The sequence below is a fragment of the Micromonospora auratinigra genome (assembly GCF_900089595.1).
Lineage (GTDB): Bacteria > Actinomycetota > Actinomycetes > Mycobacteriales > Micromonosporaceae > Micromonospora > Micromonospora auratinigra.
Genome location: NZ_LT594323.1, coordinates 3,638,021 through 3,652,260, shown reverse-complemented (window position 1 = coordinate 3,652,260; position 14,240 = coordinate 3,638,021). Strand labels below are relative to the sequence as shown.

Sequence of the window (14,240 nt, the reverse complement as noted above, 5' to 3'; positions counted from 1 at the left end):
CAGTCGCGAACGAAGGGTGAACTCGCGTGAGCGCGAGGAGTGAGCCGGGGTTGCGAGCCCCGCAGTCGCGAACGAAGGGTGAACCCGCGTGACCGACCGGACCGAATTCGCCGAGGTGGAGGCCGCGCTGAACGCGCGCGGCTTCACCCGCGTGCGCTTCGAGCTGGAGAAGATCGAGTCCCTGCTCGACCTGCTCGGCAGCCCGCAGCGGGCGTACCCGTCGATCCACCTGACCGGGACCAACGGCAAGACCTCCACGGCCCGGATGATCGACTCGCTGCTGCGGGCGTTCGGGCTGCACACCGGCCGCTACACCAGCCCGCACCTGGAGACCGTCCGGGAGCGGATCAGCCTGGACGGCGAGCCGGTGAGCGAGGAGCGCTTCGCCGGCACGTACCGGGAGGTGGCGCCGCTGGCCGAGCTGGTCGACCAGCGCTCCGCCGAGCCGCTGACCTACTTCGACCTGACCACCGCGCTGGCGTTCGCCACCTTCGCCGACGCCCCGGTGGACGTGGCCGTGGTGGAGGTGGGCCTCGGCGGTGCGGAGGACGCCACCAACGTGATCCAGGCCGGCGTCGCGGTGATCACCCCGATCGGGCTGGACCACACCGAGTGGCTCGGCGACACCATCGAGGACATCGCGCTGCACAAGGCGGGCATCATCCACCCCGGCGCCACGGTGATCGCGGCCGCGCAGGAGGAGGAGGCCGCCCGGCCGATCCTGGAGCGCTGCGCCGAGGTCGGCGCGACCGTGGCCCGGGAGGGCGCCGAGTTCGGCGTGCTGCGCCGGGCGGTCGCGGTCGGCGGCCAGGTGCTCACCATCCAGGGCCTCGGCGGGGTGTACGAGGAGATCTTCCTCCCGCTGCACGGTGCCCACCAGGCGCAGAACGCGGCCGTGGCGCTCGCCGCCGTGGAGGCGTTCCTCGGGGCGGGCGCCAAGCGGCAGCTCGACATCGAGGCGGTCCGGGAGGGCTTCGCGGCGACCAGCTCGCCGGGGCGGTTGGAGAAGGTGCGCAACGCGCCGACGGTCCTGCTCGACGGCGCGCACAACCCGCACGGGATGGCCGCCACGGTCACCGCGTTGCAGGAGGAGTTCGCGTTCAGCAAGCTGGTCGGCGTGCTCGCCGTGCTCGGCGACAAGGACGCCGCCGGCCTGCTGGAGCTGCTGGAGCCGGTACTCGACTCGCTGGTGGTGACCCGCAACAGCTCGCCCCGGGCGATGCCGGTGGACGAGCTGGCCGAGCTGGCCCGCGAGGTGTTCGGGCCGGAACGGGTCCAGGTGAGCGAGGAGATGCCGGACGCCATCGAGGCGGCGGTCGCCGAGGCCGAGTCCGACGTACCCGGTGAACTGGCCGGGGTGGGCGTGCTCATCACCGGCTCGGTGGTGACCGTGGCCGACGCCCGCCGGCTGCTCAAGCGATGAGCGGCCCGGCGGGCGAGGGCCCCGACGAGCGCCACCCGGCGACGGCCGGCGACACGCCGACCGGCACCCCGGCGGCGGGGACCGATCCGGCCGGCGCCCCGGGGACCGGCCCGGCCGGCACTCCGGCTGCGGACGGCGATCCGGCCGGTGCCGGGCCGGGCGGTGGGCAGCCGGAGCCGCGGCGGTCCGGGCTGCGGAATCCCGACAAGGCCGTACGCGGGCTCGGGGCGGGCACGCTCGCGCTGGAGGCGCTGGTGCTGCTGCTGGCGATCCAGCCGATCCGGCTGGTGGGCGGGGAGCTGAGCGGCAGGGCGGTCGCGGCGATCGTGGCGCTCGCGGTGGCCTGCGTGGTGCTGGCCGGGCAGATGAAGCGGCCCTGGGCCTGGGCCGCCGGCACCGTGTTGCAGGGCCTGCTGCTGCTCACCGGGTTGCTGCACTGGTCGCTGCTCGTGCTGGGCGTGATCTTCGCCCTGGTCTGGGCGTACGCGCTGCACGTGCGGAAGGTCATCCTCGGCTGAGCCGACCGGTCAGGCGTCGGTGAGGCTGCGCCACTGGGTGAGGGCCACCCCGTGCCCGTCCGGGTCCTTGAAGGCCGCCGCCCACACCTCCAGCTTGCTGCCCCGGTTCACCACCCGGGGCGCGTACGTGAACCGGACGCCGTGCTCGCGCAGCCGCGCGTACGCGGCCTGGATGTCGTCGACCTCCAGGTTGACGTGCACCAGCCGGCGGCTGATCGGGGCGGCCCCGGTGACCTCGCGCAGCACCAGGCGGGTCGGCCCGGAGGCCAGTACGGCGTTGCCGGCGCCCCGGTCGAACTCGGCGAAGCCGAGCTCACGGTAGAAGTCGAGCGACCGGTCCAGGTCGGTGACGAGCAGCGTGACGCCGACGCCGCTGATCGGGCTGCCCGCCTCGACGTCGGGCTCGTCGCCGGCCGGCCCGAAGATGGCCTCGTCCAGCTCGGCGGCGGTCGGCGCGGGCTCGGCGTCCGGCGCGTCCAGCGGCACGTCGATCGGGTCGACCGGCACGGTGTCGAACTGCTCCTCGGCGGGCGGGCGGGGCACCGGGGCGCGGCGGGGCAGCGGGGCGGCGGTCATCGGCTCGACCAGCTCACCCTCCAGCACCGTGTGGCCGCCGGGGCGCTGGTGCAGTACGACCGGCTCGCGCTCCTCGGGCAGCCCGCCGAGGTCGTCGAGGAGGGGGTCCGGCGGCGGCGGGAAGTCGTCGCGGAAGTCGTCGTCCGTGGGCCGGCCGGCCCACGGCGGGGCCTCCTGGGCGATCAGCACCTCGTCGACCGGTTCCGCGCCGGCGTACTCCGGGGGCAGGTCGCCCATCGCGGCGGCGGTCTCGGCGTGGGTGGGCACCTCGTCCCAGAGGACGCGGACGTGCCGCTGGTCGTCGAGGGCCACCCGGACCGGCAGGGCCTGGCCCAGCGACGGCCACTTGGCCACCGGGACCCGCGGCTCGATGATCTTCTTGGACCGGGGCGGCAGCCCCGGCGCGTCGATGACGAGTTGCAGCTCGCAGCGGCCGAACGCGTACTGGGTGGGCGGCTCGGAGGCGCTGTGCACGTGCCCCAGCCCGACCACCCAGGTGCGGCCGCCGCCGCGGACGGTCGCCAGGGCGACCGCCAGCACCAGCAGCGCCACGCCGAGCGCCACGATGGCCCAGCTCGTCATGCCCAGCCCGAACAGCACGATGAAGGTCGCCACGGTGCCCAGCACCGCGCCGATCAGCTTGCGCACCGGCGCGATGGGTCGGTTCCCGCCATTCGCCACAGTGGACCTCCCAGGGGTTCCAGGGCCAGGCTAGGCCGGATCGACGACCGAGCGGAAGAGCAGCCGCCGACCCGACGCCGGGACCGGGTCGCTACGCTGACCGTACCCAGCCCGACCCGCATCCGCGCACAGGAGGAACCCAGCGTGTCCAGCGACAGCCCGGACGAGCGCACGCTCGTACTGATCAAGCCCGATGCGGTCCGCCGCGGCCTGGTCGGCGAGATCATCTCCCGTTTCGAGCGCAAGGGCCTGCGGATCGACGCCATGGAGACCCGGACGCTGGACGGCGACTTCGCCGACCAGCACTACGCCGAGCACGTCGACAAGCCGTTCTACCCGCCGCTGAAGGCGTTCATGACCAGTGGTCCGCTGGTCTCCCTGGTGCTCTCCGGCGACCAGGTGATCGAGGTGGTCCGGGGGATGATCGGCAGCACCGACGGTCGCAAGGCCGCCGCCGGCACCATCCGTGGCGACCTCTCCCTGTCCAACCGGGAGAACCTGGTGCACGCCTCCGACTCGGTGGACAGCGCCAAGCGCGAGATCGCGCTCTGGTTCCCCGCGCTGGGCTGACCCGTTCCGCCGCCGGCCCCGGTCCCCGTGCGGGGACCGGGGCCGACGCGTCGGCTCAGTCGGGCAGGTGCGTCAGCTTGTCCGGGTTGCCGACCACGTACAGGGCGGTGATCCGGCCGCCGGCCGCGGCGACGCCCAGCGCGTAGCGCACCCCGGACGGCCAGTGCAGCAGCAGCGCGGGCGCGCCGTTCAGCTCGACCGCTCGGGCGTGCACCCCGGGCCGGCGGCGACCGTGGATGCCGGCGAAGAAGCGGGCGATCCGGTCGGCGCCGTACACCGGGTTGCGGGCGGCCCGGACCCGGCCACCACCGTCGGTCCAGGCGGTCGCGTCGGCGGCGACCAGCGCGGTGAGCCGGGCCAGGTCACCGTCGCGGGCGGCGGCGAGGAAGGCGTCGAGCAGCCGGCGCTGCTCGGCCGGGCCGGCGGTGAAGCGGCGGCGCTCGTCGGCGAGCCGTCCGGCCGCCCGGTGGTGCAGCTGGCGGCAGTCCGCCGCCGACCGGTCCAGCAGCTCGCCGATCTCGGCGTACGGCAGGGCGAAGGCGGTGTGCAGGACGTACACCGCCCGCTCCGGTGGGGTGAGCCGTTCCAGCAGGACCAGCAGCGCGACGGAGAGCGTCTCGCGCAGCTCGACGGTGTCCAGCGGGCCGAACGGGGACGGGTCGGTCGGCACCGGCTCGGGCAGCCAGGGCCCGACGTACGTCTCCCGGGCGGCCTGCCGGGCGCGCAGCCGGTCCAGCGCCAGCCGGGTCACCACCCGGGACAGGTACCGGCGTGGCTCGGCGACGGCGGCCCGGTCGACGTCGAGCCAGCGCAGGTACGCCTCCTGGAGCACGTCCTCGGCGTCGTGCAGGCTGCCCAGCAGCCGGTACGCCAGGCCGAGCAGCATCGGCCGGTGCGCGGTGAGCGCACCGGCCGACGCCGTCGTGCCGGTGACCGTCACACCTCGCGCGGCGGCTGCCGCCGGGTGCTCACCACGATCCGGTTCCACACGTTGATTGTGGCGATCGCGACGACCAGGTCGGCCAGTTCCCGCTCCGACCAGACCTCGGCCGCGGCGTCCCACACCTCGTCCGGCACGCCGTGCTCGCCGAGCCGGGTGACCGCGTCGGTCAGCGCCAGCGCGGTCCGTTCCCGCTCGTCGAAGAACGGCGCCTCCCGCCACGCCGCCACGGCGAAGAGCCGCCGGCTGGACTCCCCGGCGGCGAGCGCGTCGCGGGTGTGCATGTCGACGCAGAAGGCGCAGCCGTTGAGCATCGACGCCCGCACCTTCACCAGTTCCAGCACGGTGTGGTCCAGGTTCCCCCGGATGTAGGTCTCCAGCCCGCTCACCGCCCGGTACGCCTCCGGCGCCACCCGGGCCAGGTCCATCCGCTGCATCCGTCCTCCTCGCCTCGTCGGTACGCCGGTACGACGGAATCCGGGCGGCGCGGCGTGACGGCGGGGAGTGTGACCGTCGTCATGGGGGGAGCTGCCCGGCGCCGTCGGGGGGGATGACGGCCCGGACAGCTCCCCGTGTCGACCTGTCGGCCGACGCTGCGGACCGCTCCCGTCCCGCGGCGCCGGACCGGTGGGCGCCGTCGCGCGGCGGCCACCGCCGGGTGGGCCGGTGCAGCGGGAGTCACGCTAGGCGGCCGGGCCGGGCCGGCACCATCGATTCGGCGGTGGCCGAATGCTCAGGCCGAGGCGCGCACCGGTTCGCCGCAGAGCAGGCCCAGCAGGGCGTTGCCGGCCGGCTCCAGGCCGTACAGCACCCGCCGGCCGACCCGGCGGCGCTGCACCACGCCGGCGGCGACCAGCGCGGCCAGGTGTTCGGAGACGGTGCTCGGGGCCAGCCCCAGCGCGGCGGCGAGCCCGGCGGTGGTGGCCGGGCGGACCAGGGCCCGCAGCACGGTGGCCCGCCCTCGGCCGAGCAGCAGCGCCAGCCGGTCGGTGCCGGACGCCGGTGCGCCGGCCGGGCCGCCGGCCAGCAGCGCCGCGCCCCGGGCCGGGTACGACACCGCGATCACCTCGGGATGGTCGGTGGAGCAGGCCAGCCCGCCGCCCGAGAAGATCAGCGGGATGAGCAGCAGCCGCCGGTCGGCGGCGGCCAGGTCGTAGTCCCACGGCTTGTCGAGGCTGAGCACCCCACGCTCCCAGTGGGCGCGTTCGTGCAGGTCGGCCAGGAGCGCGTCGGGCCCGGCCGTGGCCAGCGCATGGGCCCGGTGCAGCACCTCCTCGTCCAGGGCCGCCCGCATGGCCGGCCACCAGGGCGCCAGCGCCGCGTCCCACCAGCCGAGCAGGTCGTCGGCGAGCCGGTGCAGGGCCGGCACCGGGTCGTCCGCGTAGGGGCGCAGCCAGTCGGGGACACCGTCCGGCCACTGCCGGGCGAGCTGGGCCCGGACCACCTCGACCGGGGTGTCCCGGAGCGCCGCGACCTCCTCGGTGAGGCCGGGCGTGGCCGAGGGCGGGACCGGGCTGAGGAAGTCCGGCAGCGGCGGCCCGGAGGCGAGATAGACCCGTACCGGCGCGGTGCGGGGCAGCCCGGCCAGCACCCGCCGGGCGTGCCGGGCCCAGTCGGTGTAGGGCCAGGGCAGGTCGTCCGGGTTGCGGTGCAGCAACCAGAAACCGGTCTGGATCTCCCACAGCGGGCTGACCGCGATCCGGGTGCGGGCCACGGTGGCGTCGTCCAGGCGGATCCGGATCACCCCGGCAGCGTAGCCAGCGGTGGGCCCGGCCGTCCCACCCCGGTCCGCCGGGGTCGGACGCGTCCGCCCGGGCGCGCCGATACTCGGCGGCGCGGCCGGCGTCGGGTCGAGTACCCTGGATGGCACAGGCGACGACCCGGCCATCACCGGTGAGCCTCCGGAAGAACAGCCGGGTGACCGGCCCAGTAGAACCGGACGGGACGGCCCGTCACAGCCGGCCAACGAGCGGGCGGTCGCACCTCGACCGCCAAGCGGGGTGGTACCGCGGGCCCGGCCCGGGGCGCCGGTCACGGCGTACCGGAAAAGGGTTCGTCCTCGCAGACCCACGACCGTGAGACTGCGCGAGGAGAGCGACCCCCGATGGCCTATCCGTTGCACGACCCGACCGCCGCCGGTGTGCCGGCGAGCCCGGACCTGCCCGCGGTCGAGCGCCGGGTGCTGGAGCACTGGACGGCCGACAAGACCTTCGAGGCGTCGGTCGAGGCCCGCCCCGCCGGGCAGGACGGCAAGAACGAGTACGTCTTCTACGACGGCCCGCCGTTCGCCAACGGCCTGCCGCACTACGGCCACCTCTTCACCGGGTACGTCAAGGACGTGGTGCCGCGCTACCAGACCATGCGCGGCCGGCACGTGGAGCGCCGGTTCGGCTGGGACTGCCACGGCCTGCCCGCCGAGGTGGTGGCGGAGAAGCAGCTCGGCATCACCAGCAAGGCGGAGATCCTCGACCTCGGCGTGGCCCGGTTCAACGACGCCTGCCGCAGCTCGGTGCTGGAGTTCACCCAGGACTGGGAGCGGTACGTCACCCGGCAGGCCCGTTGGGTCGACTTCGACAACGACTACAAGACCCTCGACCTGGACTACATGGAAAGCGTCATGTGGGCCTTCCGGACCCTGTACGACAAGGGCCTGGTCTACGAGGGTTTCCGGGTGCTGGCGTACTGCTGGCGCTGCGAGACGCCGCTGTCGAACACCGAGACCCGGATGGACGACGTCTACCGGGACCGGCACGACCCCACCTTGACCGCCTGGTTCCAGCTCACCCCCGACGAAAGCTCGCTGCCGCTGGTGCACGGGCCGGTCAAGCTGGGTGTCTGGACCACCACCCCGTGGACCCTGCCGTCGAACCTGGCGCTCGCCGTCGGCCCCGACATCGAGTACGCGGTGCTGGAGCGCGACGGCGAGCGGTACGTGGTCGGGGCCGCCCGGCTCGGCGCGTACGCCAAGGAGCTGGAGGGCTACCAGCAGGTCGGCACGGTGTACGGCCGGGACCTGGTCGGCCGCCGCTACACCCCGCTCTACGACTTCCTGGTCGAGCAGGCCGGCGAGAACGCGTACCAGGTGCTCGGCGCGGAGTTCGTCACCACCGAGGACGGCACCGGGATCGTCCACCTGGCCCCGGCCTTCGGTGAGGACGACCAGAACGTCTGCAACGCGGCCGGCATCCCGACCGTGGTGACGGTCGACGACCACACCCGGTTCACCGCGCTCGTCCCGCCGTACCAGGGTGAGCAGGTCTTCGACGTCAACAAGCCGGTGATCCGGGAGCTGAAGGAGCGGGGGGTGGTGCTCAAGCAGGACACCTACACCCACTCGTACCCGCACTGCTGGCGCTGCGACACCCCGCTGGTCTACAAGGCGGTGTCGTCCTGGTTCGTCGCGGTGACCCGGTTCCGCGACCGGATGGTCGAGCTGAACCAGCAGATCAACTGGACCCCGGGGCACATCAAGGACGGCTCGTTCGGCAAGTGGCTGGCGAACGCCCGGGACTGGTCGATCAGCCGGAACCGGTTCTGGGGCTCGCCGATCCCGGTGTGGAAGTCCGACGACCCGACCTACCCCCGGGTCGACGTGTACGGCTCGCTGGAGGAGATCGAGCGGGACTTCGGCGTACGCCTGACCGACCTGCACCGGCCGGCGGTGGACGACCTGGTCCGCCCCAACCCGGACGACCCGACCGGCAAGTCGGTGATGCGTCGGGTACCGGAGGTGCTGGACTGCTGGTTCGAGTCCGGCTCGATGCCGTTCGCCCAGGTGCACTACCCGTTCGAGAACCGCGACTGGTTCGAGCACCACTACCCGGGCGACTTCATCGTCGAGTACATCGGACAGACCCGCGGCTGGTTCTACACCATGCACGTGCTGGCCACCGCGCTGTTCGACCGGCCGGCGTTCCGCAACTGCCTCAGCCACGGCATCCTGCTCGGCTCCGACGGGCGCAAGATGTCCAAGAGCCTGCGCAACTACCCGGACGTCTACCACGTCTTCGACGCGTACGGGTCGGACGCGATGCGCTGGATGCTGATGTCCTCGCCGGTGCTGCGCGGCGGCGACATGGCGGTCACCGAGACGCTGATCCGGGACTCGGTACGGCAGGTGCTGCTGCCGCTCTGGAACGTCTGGTACTTCTTCTCGCTCTACGCCAACGCGGACGGGTACACCGCCCGTCGACGCACCGACTCGACGCACCTGCTCGACCGGTACGTGCTGGCGAAGACGAACGAGCTGGTGTCGACGGTCGGCGCGCAGATGGACGCGTACGACATCTCGGGCGCCTGCGCCACCGTCCGCTCCTACCTGGACGCGCTGACCAACTGGTACGTGCGCCGCTCGCGGGACCGGTTCTGGGCCGGCGACGCGGACGCGTTCGACACCCTGTGGACGGTGCTGGAGACGCTCAGCCGGGTGGTGGCGCCGCTGGCGCCGCTGACCGCCGAGGAGATCTGGCGCGGGCTGACCGGCGAGCGGTCGGTGCACCTGACCGACTGGCCGTCGGCCGACGAGTTCCCGGCCGACCACGAGCTGGTCGCCGCGATGGACGCCGTCCGGGACGTCTGCTCGGCGGCGTTGTCGCTGCGCAAGGCGAAGGGCCTGCGGGTCCGGCTGCCGCTGTCGACGCTGACCGTGGCGTCGCCGGTCGCCGAGCAGCTGCGCCCCTTCGGCGACCTGGTCGCCGACGAGGTCAACGTGAAGGAGGTCGTCTTCACCGACGCGGTGTCGGCGTACTGCCAGCAGGTGCTGACCGTGGTGCCGCGGGCGCTCGGCCCCCGGGTCGGCAAGGCGGTCCAGCAGGTGATCAAGGCGGTCAAGGCGGGGGAGTGGGAGCTTCACGACGGCGCCCCGGTCGCCGCCGGGGTCACCCTCGCCGAGGGCGAGTACGAGCTGCGCCTGGTCGCCGCCGACGCCGAGCACTCCGCGCCGCTGCCCGGCGGCGAGGGCGTGGTCGTGCTGGACACCGAGGTCACCCCGGAGCTGGCCGCCGAGGGGCTGGCCCGGGACGTGGTCCGGGTGGTCCAGCAGGCCCGCCGGGACGCCGACCTGGACGTCTCGGACCGGATCGTGGTGTCCGTGTCGGCGCCGGAGGAGGTCCGCGCGGCGGTGTCCGCGTACACCGACTTCGTGGCCCGGGAGGTGCTGGCCGACACGGTCGACTTCGCCGAGGGCGTGGACGGCTTCGCCGGCGAGGTCGGCGAGGGCGAACGGGTGACGGTCGCCGTCCGGCGGGTATGACGTCCTGACCGTGGTGGTCCGGCGGCAGCGCCGCCGGACCACCCCACGGACGGCTGACCACCCGATCCGCCCGGCGTGGAACCGTCCGCTACCGTGACACCGCCTGTTCACGTACGACCGCCGGAGGACCCGTGCCCCTGCTCTACACCATCGGCAAGCTCACCGTGGCGCCCGCGCTCCGGTTGGCCTTCCGCCCGACCGTGGAGGGGTTGGAGCACATCCCGGCGACCGGGGGCGCGATCTTCGCGGGCAACCACCTCTCCGTCGCCGACGAGCTCCTGCTCGGCACGGTGGTGCCCCGGCACCTGGCGTTCTGGGCGAAGTCGGAGTACTTCAAGGGCACCGGCCTCAAGGGTGGTTTCTCCAAGTTCGTGCTCACCGGGCTGGGCGCGATCCCGGTCGAGCGGGCCGGTGGCCGGGCGGCGCTGTCCGCGTTCGACGCGGCCATCCCGGTGCTCAAGGCCGGTGACCTGGTCGCCGTCTACCCGGAGGGCACCCGCTCCCCGGACGGCCGGCTCTACCGGGGGCGCACCGGCGCGGCCCGGCTCGCGGTGGCGGCCGGCGTGCCGATCATCCCGGTCGGCGTGACCGGCACCGACAAGGCCCAGCCGATCGGGACCCGGGTGCCCCGGCCGGGCAAGGCCAAGATCACTATCAGGTTCGGCAAGCCGCTGGACTTCACCGGCCGGCCCGACGACCGGACCTCGCTGCGCGAGATGACCGACGAGATGATGTCCGCGATCCAGCAGCTCACCGGCCAGGAGTACGTGCCGCGCTACGCGCCGAAGCGCGCCGAGCCCAGCACCGACCCGACCGCCTGACCGGCCGCCCCCACCGTCACGGCGGGTCGCTGCCGCGGCGCTTCTCCTGGGCCACCACCGCGTCCAGGTCGGTGAGGCGTTCCATCTGCTTCATGGTCCGCGCCATCCTCGCGTTGGCCGGGATCCGGCTGCGGTTGGCGGCCAGGAACGCCCAGTAGCCGGCCGTGAACGGGCAGGCGTCCTCGCCGACGCGCTTGCGCGGGTCGTACCGGCAGCCGCCGCAGTAGTCGCTCATCCGGTTGATGTACGCCCCGCCGGAGACGTACGGCTTGGTGGTCATCCGGCCCAGGTCGGCGTACTGGCTCATGCCGACCACGTTGCCGGTCATCACCCACTCGTAGCCGTCCACGAACCGGGTGTGGAACCACTCGACCAGCTCCGCCGGCCGCCAGCCGCGTTGCAGGGCGTAGTTGCCGAGCACCATCAGCCGGGGGATGTGGTGCACCCAGGCCCGGTCCCGGACGCCGGCCAGCACGTCGTGCAGGCAGCGCGCGTCGACCGCGTCGGCGTCCAGGTCGGTCCACCAGTCCGGCAGCGAGCGGCGGGCGGCCAGCTCGTTGCTGGTGCGCCAGGTCGGCTCGAAGTACCAGTAGGTGTGCCAGATGTAGTCCCGCCAGCCCATGATCTGCCGGATGAAGCCCTCCACGCTGGGCAGCGGCGCGCCTTCCTTGCGGTACGCCTGCTCGGCGCCCCGGACCGCCTCCATCGGGTCGAGCAGGCCCAGGTTGAACGCGGCGGAGAGCATGCTGTGCGCCAGCCACGGGTCGGTGGAGAGCATGGCGTCCTCGTACGGGCCGAACGCGGCGAGCCGGTGCCGCAGGAAGTGCCGCAGCCGGGCCTTCGCCTCCTTCGCGGTGGCCGGGAAGCGTCGCGGTCCGTCCCGCCCGGCGAACCGGATCCCCTCCCGCTCCCAGCGGTCGAGGTCGGCCCGGACCTCCGCGTCGATCTCGTCCTCCTTCGGCATCGGCGCGGCCGGCACGTCGAGTCGCCCGTCCTTCGGGGGCGCTTCCCGGTTCTCGGTGTCGAAGCTCCACCGGCCACCCACCGGGTCGCCCCCGGTCAGCAGCACCCCGTGCTGCTCCCGGGCGAACCGGTAGAACGCCTCCATCCGTAGCGCGCCCCGGCGGGCGTCGGCCCACTCGGCGAACTCGTCCAGCCCGGTGACGAAGCCCCTGGCCGGCAGCACGGTCACCCGGTCCAGGCCCTGGACGAAGGCCAGTGCCCGCCGGGAGGTCGGGTGGCAGACCTCCAGCGGTTCGCGGACCTTCCGCAGGGCCTGCCGGTACGTCTCGGCGCGCAGGAAGATCGCCTGGTCGCCCAGCTCGGCGGCGCGGTGGCGCAGCGCGGAGAGGATCAGGTGCGCCTTCTGCCGGTGGTAGACCCGGCGTCGGAAGACCGCCTTCGACTCGATCAGCAGGACCGGCTGCTTCCGGTCGTCGAGGAAGTGCGGCCCCAGTTGATCGGCGAAGAGCCAACGCCGCGACATGCTCCGATTCTCGACCGTCGCTCCGACTCCCGCAGGCGAAAGGCGAAGAGTTTTACGTGTTCGAGACCGTGCGTCGCGTGACCGGCCGGGTCACTTCGGCGTGACCACCTGGCTGCGCAGCTGCTCCAGCAGGCGGGCGCTGTCGTCCAGGGAGAGCCGGGTGAAGACGCCGGTGGCCAGGCTGCCGTGGTCGACGGAGGTGCAGACGACCACCGCGTCGCCGTCCGCCCGGCCGATCGCACACCGCTCGTAGCGGCCGCGTTCGTCGGTCTCCACCGGCTGGGCGGCGCCCAGGGCGTACCGCTCGGTGAGGCGGGTCATCTCGGCGTCGGCGTCGGACTCGGGGCTGAGCCGGAAACCGGTGCCGCCGAAGAGGGTCACCCGCTTGCCGTCGTCGGTGCCGTACACCCCGGCGAAGGTGTCCTCGGCGAGCAGGTGCGCCTGGCGTACCTCGGTCTTCAGCTTCTCGGCGGTGGCCCGGCTCTGCGCGTCGTCGCGCAGGCTCAGCCCGGCCGCCTGCTCGGGCAGCGCCGCGGTGGCGGGGTACTGGTCGGAGAGCGGCTGGTACCACCAGAGCGGCAGACCGCAGCAGCAGGCCACGGTTAGCAGCAGCACCCACGGCCAGCGGCGTCGCCGACGGACCGGCACGGCCACGTACCCCTGGGGTGGCTGCCACCCGGGCGGTGCGGTGGTCGGGGGCGCCGGCTGACGTCGGCGCTGCTTCGGCGGGCGGGTCGGCACCGGCGGCGCGGGCCTGGGCGTGGCGACCGGAACCGGCGGCGACACCGGCCGGGCGACCGGCGGCGGTGGCGGCGTCGGCTGCGGTGGTGGCGCGGCCGGGTAGGGCAGCGTGTACGGCGTGGTGGGCGGCAGCGCCGGGAAGCCCGCCGAGTGCAGGTCCCAGCCGGTGGTGTCCACGCCCTCCCACGGGTCGACCGGCACCGCGTGCTCGGGCGACGCCACCGGCGGCACCGGGGTGGGCTCGGCGGACTCGCCCCAGGCGCGCCGGCGGGGTGCCGGCGGCGGGACCGCCGCCGAACCGCTCCACCGGGGCGCGGGCGGCTCCGCCCGGGTCTCCAGCCGGGTCGGGTCCGGGTGCTGGCCGGGACGGCTGTCGATCCGGGTCGGGTCCGGTCGCCGGTCGGACCCGGTCTCGATCCGGGTCGGGTCGGGGCGGCCGGGGAGCGGGGTGTCCCCGGTCGTCCGACCCGGCACCGCGGCCGAACCCGTCGGGCGTCCCGGCACCGGGGTCGACGCCTCCCGGGGAACCGGCGCTGGCGGCGAGCCGGACGGGCGGCCGGCAACGGCGGCGGAACCGGTCGGACGCCCCGGCACGGGGGCGGAACCGGTCGGCCGGACCGGGGCCGAGCCGCGCGCCGGGGTGACCGGCTGGTCGGCGGTCGCCAGATCCGCCGGTCCGTCGTCGGCACGCGGTCCGACCGGGTCGACGGTCGGCTCGTCGCCGGTCGGCTGGGCGGCCTCGGCGGGCCCGTCGGCTGGCTGGTCGGCCTCGGCGGCCCTGTCGGTCGGCTGGGCGGCCTCGGCGGGCCCATCGGCCGGCTGGTCGGCAACGGCGGCCTGTGCGGGCTCGTCGGCTGCTGCCCGAGGGGCTTCGGTGGCGTCCGGTGGGGCCCCGGCGGTGTCCGGCTCGGTGTCGTCGCTGGTCCCGGCGGGCTCGGTCTCGCCGGTCCCGGCGGGCTCGGTCCCGTCGCCGTGGTCGCCGGCGGCGGCCGTCGTCGTGGCGTCGTCCCGGGCGGAGGTGGCCGGTGCGGGCTCGGCGGCGTGCTCCGTGCCCCGCTCGCCCGTACCGCCCGCTTCGCCGGCGGCAGCGGTGTCACCCGGGACCCCGGCGACCGGTGCGGACGGGGGTACGGGCGCGGCGGTCGGCTCGTCGGTGCCCGGATCCCGGCCCGTGACCGGGGTGCTCCCGTCGGCCGGCCGGTCCGTGCCCGGCTGCGGCTCCGGCATCGCGGC

At 74.4% G+C, this 14,240-nt stretch carries 11 protein-coding genes; 5 read left to right on the top strand and 6 right to left on the bottom strand.

Annotated elements, in window-relative coordinates; genetic code table 11:
• The first annotated feature begins 88 nt into the window (after positions 1 to 88).
• Together GA0070611_RS16165 and GA0070611_RS32420 are read left to right on the top strand one after the other, a co-directional pair.
• Positions 89 to 1,423 (top strand): bifunctional folylpolyglutamate synthase/dihydrofolate synthase, encoded by a 1,335-nt coding sequence (locus tag GA0070611_RS16165; protein WP_091665018.1) that lies wholly within the window; start codon positions 89 to 91, stop codon positions 1,421 to 1,423.
• Positions 1,420 to 1,941: a DUF4233 domain-containing protein gene (locus GA0070611_RS32420; protein ID WP_091665015.1), complete on the top strand. Its 522-nt coding sequence runs from the start codon at positions 1,420 to 1,422 to the stop codon at positions 1,939 to 1,941. The genes GA0070611_RS16165 and GA0070611_RS32420 overlap by 4 nt, the downstream gene beginning before the upstream one ends.
• Before the next feature lie 9 nt (positions 1,942 to 1,950).
• Here GA0070611_RS32420 and GA0070611_RS16155 read toward each other — a convergent pair whose 3' ends face one another.
• On the bottom strand, positions 1,951 to 3,198 hold the full coding sequence (locus GA0070611_RS16155) for a VOC family protein (RefSeq protein WP_091665012.1): 1,248 nt from the start codon (positions 3,196 to 3,198) through the stop codon (positions 1,951 to 1,953).
• A gap of 144 nt (positions 3,199 to 3,342) precedes the next feature.
• On the opposite strand from GA0070611_RS16155, the gene ndk reads away from it, so the two are divergent.
• The gene (gene ndk, locus GA0070611_RS16150) at positions 3,343 to 3,768 is read left to right on the top strand and encodes a nucleoside-diphosphate kinase (protein ID WP_091665009.1); all 426 of its coding nucleotides are present in this window, start codon (positions 3,343 to 3,345) and stop codon (positions 3,766 to 3,768) included.
• 55 nt (positions 3,769 to 3,823) lie between these two features.
• Here ndk and sigJ read toward each other — a convergent pair whose 3' ends face one another.
• The 3 genes from sigJ to GA0070611_RS16135 form a co-directional block, all read right to left on the bottom strand.
• Complete coding sequence (gene sigJ, locus GA0070611_RS16145) at positions 3,824 to 4,756, bottom strand: RNA polymerase sigma factor SigJ (protein ID WP_231921143.1); 933 nt, start codon at positions 4,754 to 4,756, stop codon at positions 3,824 to 3,826.
• On the bottom strand, positions 4,705 to 5,145 hold the full coding sequence (locus GA0070611_RS16140; protein WP_091665006.1) for a carboxymuconolactone decarboxylase family protein: 441 nt from the start codon (positions 5,143 to 5,145) through the stop codon (positions 4,705 to 4,707). The genes sigJ and GA0070611_RS16140 overlap by 52 nt, the downstream gene beginning before the upstream one ends.
• Before the next feature lie 296 nt (positions 5,146 to 5,441).
• On the bottom strand, positions 5,442 to 6,452 hold the full coding sequence (locus GA0070611_RS16135) for an ArsR family transcriptional regulator (RefSeq protein WP_157740328.1): 1,011 nt from the start codon (positions 6,450 to 6,452) through the stop codon (positions 5,442 to 5,444).
• A gap of 360 nt (positions 6,453 to 6,812) precedes the next feature.
• Between GA0070611_RS16135 and ileS the strand changes: the two genes are divergently transcribed.
• Together ileS and GA0070611_RS16125 are read left to right on the top strand one after the other, a co-directional pair.
• Entirely contained in the window at positions 6,813 to 9,959 is a 3,147-nt protein-coding gene (gene ileS / locus GA0070611_RS16130; protein WP_091665001.1) for an isoleucine--tRNA ligase, read from the top strand.
• A 131-nt stretch (positions 9,960 to 10,090) separates the two neighbouring features.
• The gene (locus tag GA0070611_RS16125) at positions 10,091 to 10,780 is read left to right on the top strand and encodes a lysophospholipid acyltransferase family protein (RefSeq protein ID WP_091664998.1); all 690 of its coding nucleotides are present in this window, start codon (positions 10,091 to 10,093) and stop codon (positions 10,778 to 10,780) included.
• Positions 10,781 to 10,796: 16 nt separating this feature from the next.
• Here the strand turns inward: GA0070611_RS16125 and GA0070611_RS16120 are convergent, their stop codons facing one another.
• Both GA0070611_RS16120 and GA0070611_RS31900 read right to left on the bottom strand, forming a co-directional pair.
• Positions 10,797 to 12,266 (bottom strand): cryptochrome/photolyase family protein, encoded by a 1,470-nt coding sequence (locus tag GA0070611_RS16120; protein ID WP_091664995.1) that lies wholly within the window; start codon positions 12,264 to 12,266, stop codon positions 10,797 to 10,799.
• 90 nt (positions 12,267 to 12,356) lie between these two features.
• The gene (locus GA0070611_RS31900) at positions 12,357 to 14,234 is read right to left on the bottom strand and encodes a hypothetical protein (protein WP_091664992.1); all 1,878 of its coding nucleotides are present in this window, start codon (positions 14,232 to 14,234) and stop codon (positions 12,357 to 12,359) included.
• Positions 14,235 to 14,240: the final 6 nt, after the last annotated feature.

What these genes read in the sequence shown, in the direction of transcription:
- GA0070611_RS32420 (WP_091665015.1), top strand. Translation starts at nt 1,420, where the DNA reads ATGAGCGGCCCGGCGGGCGAGGGCCCCGACGAGCGCCACCCGGCGACG.
- GA0070611_RS16140 (WP_091665006.1), bottom strand. Translation starts at nt 5,145, where the DNA reads ATGCAGCGGATGGACCTGGCCCGGGTGGCGCCGGAGGCGTACCGGGCG.
- ileS (WP_091665001.1), top strand. Translation starts at nt 6,813, where the DNA reads ATGGCCTATCCGTTGCACGACCCGACCGCCGCCGGTGTGCCGGCGAGC.
- GA0070611_RS16120 (WP_091664995.1), bottom strand. Translation starts at nt 12,266, where the DNA reads ATGTCGCGGCGTTGGCTCTTCGCCGATCAACTGGGGCCGCACTTCCTC.
- GA0070611_RS31900 (WP_091664992.1), bottom strand. Translation starts at nt 14,234, where the DNA reads ATGCCGGAGCCGCAGCCGGGCACGGACCGGCCGGCCGACGGGAGCACC.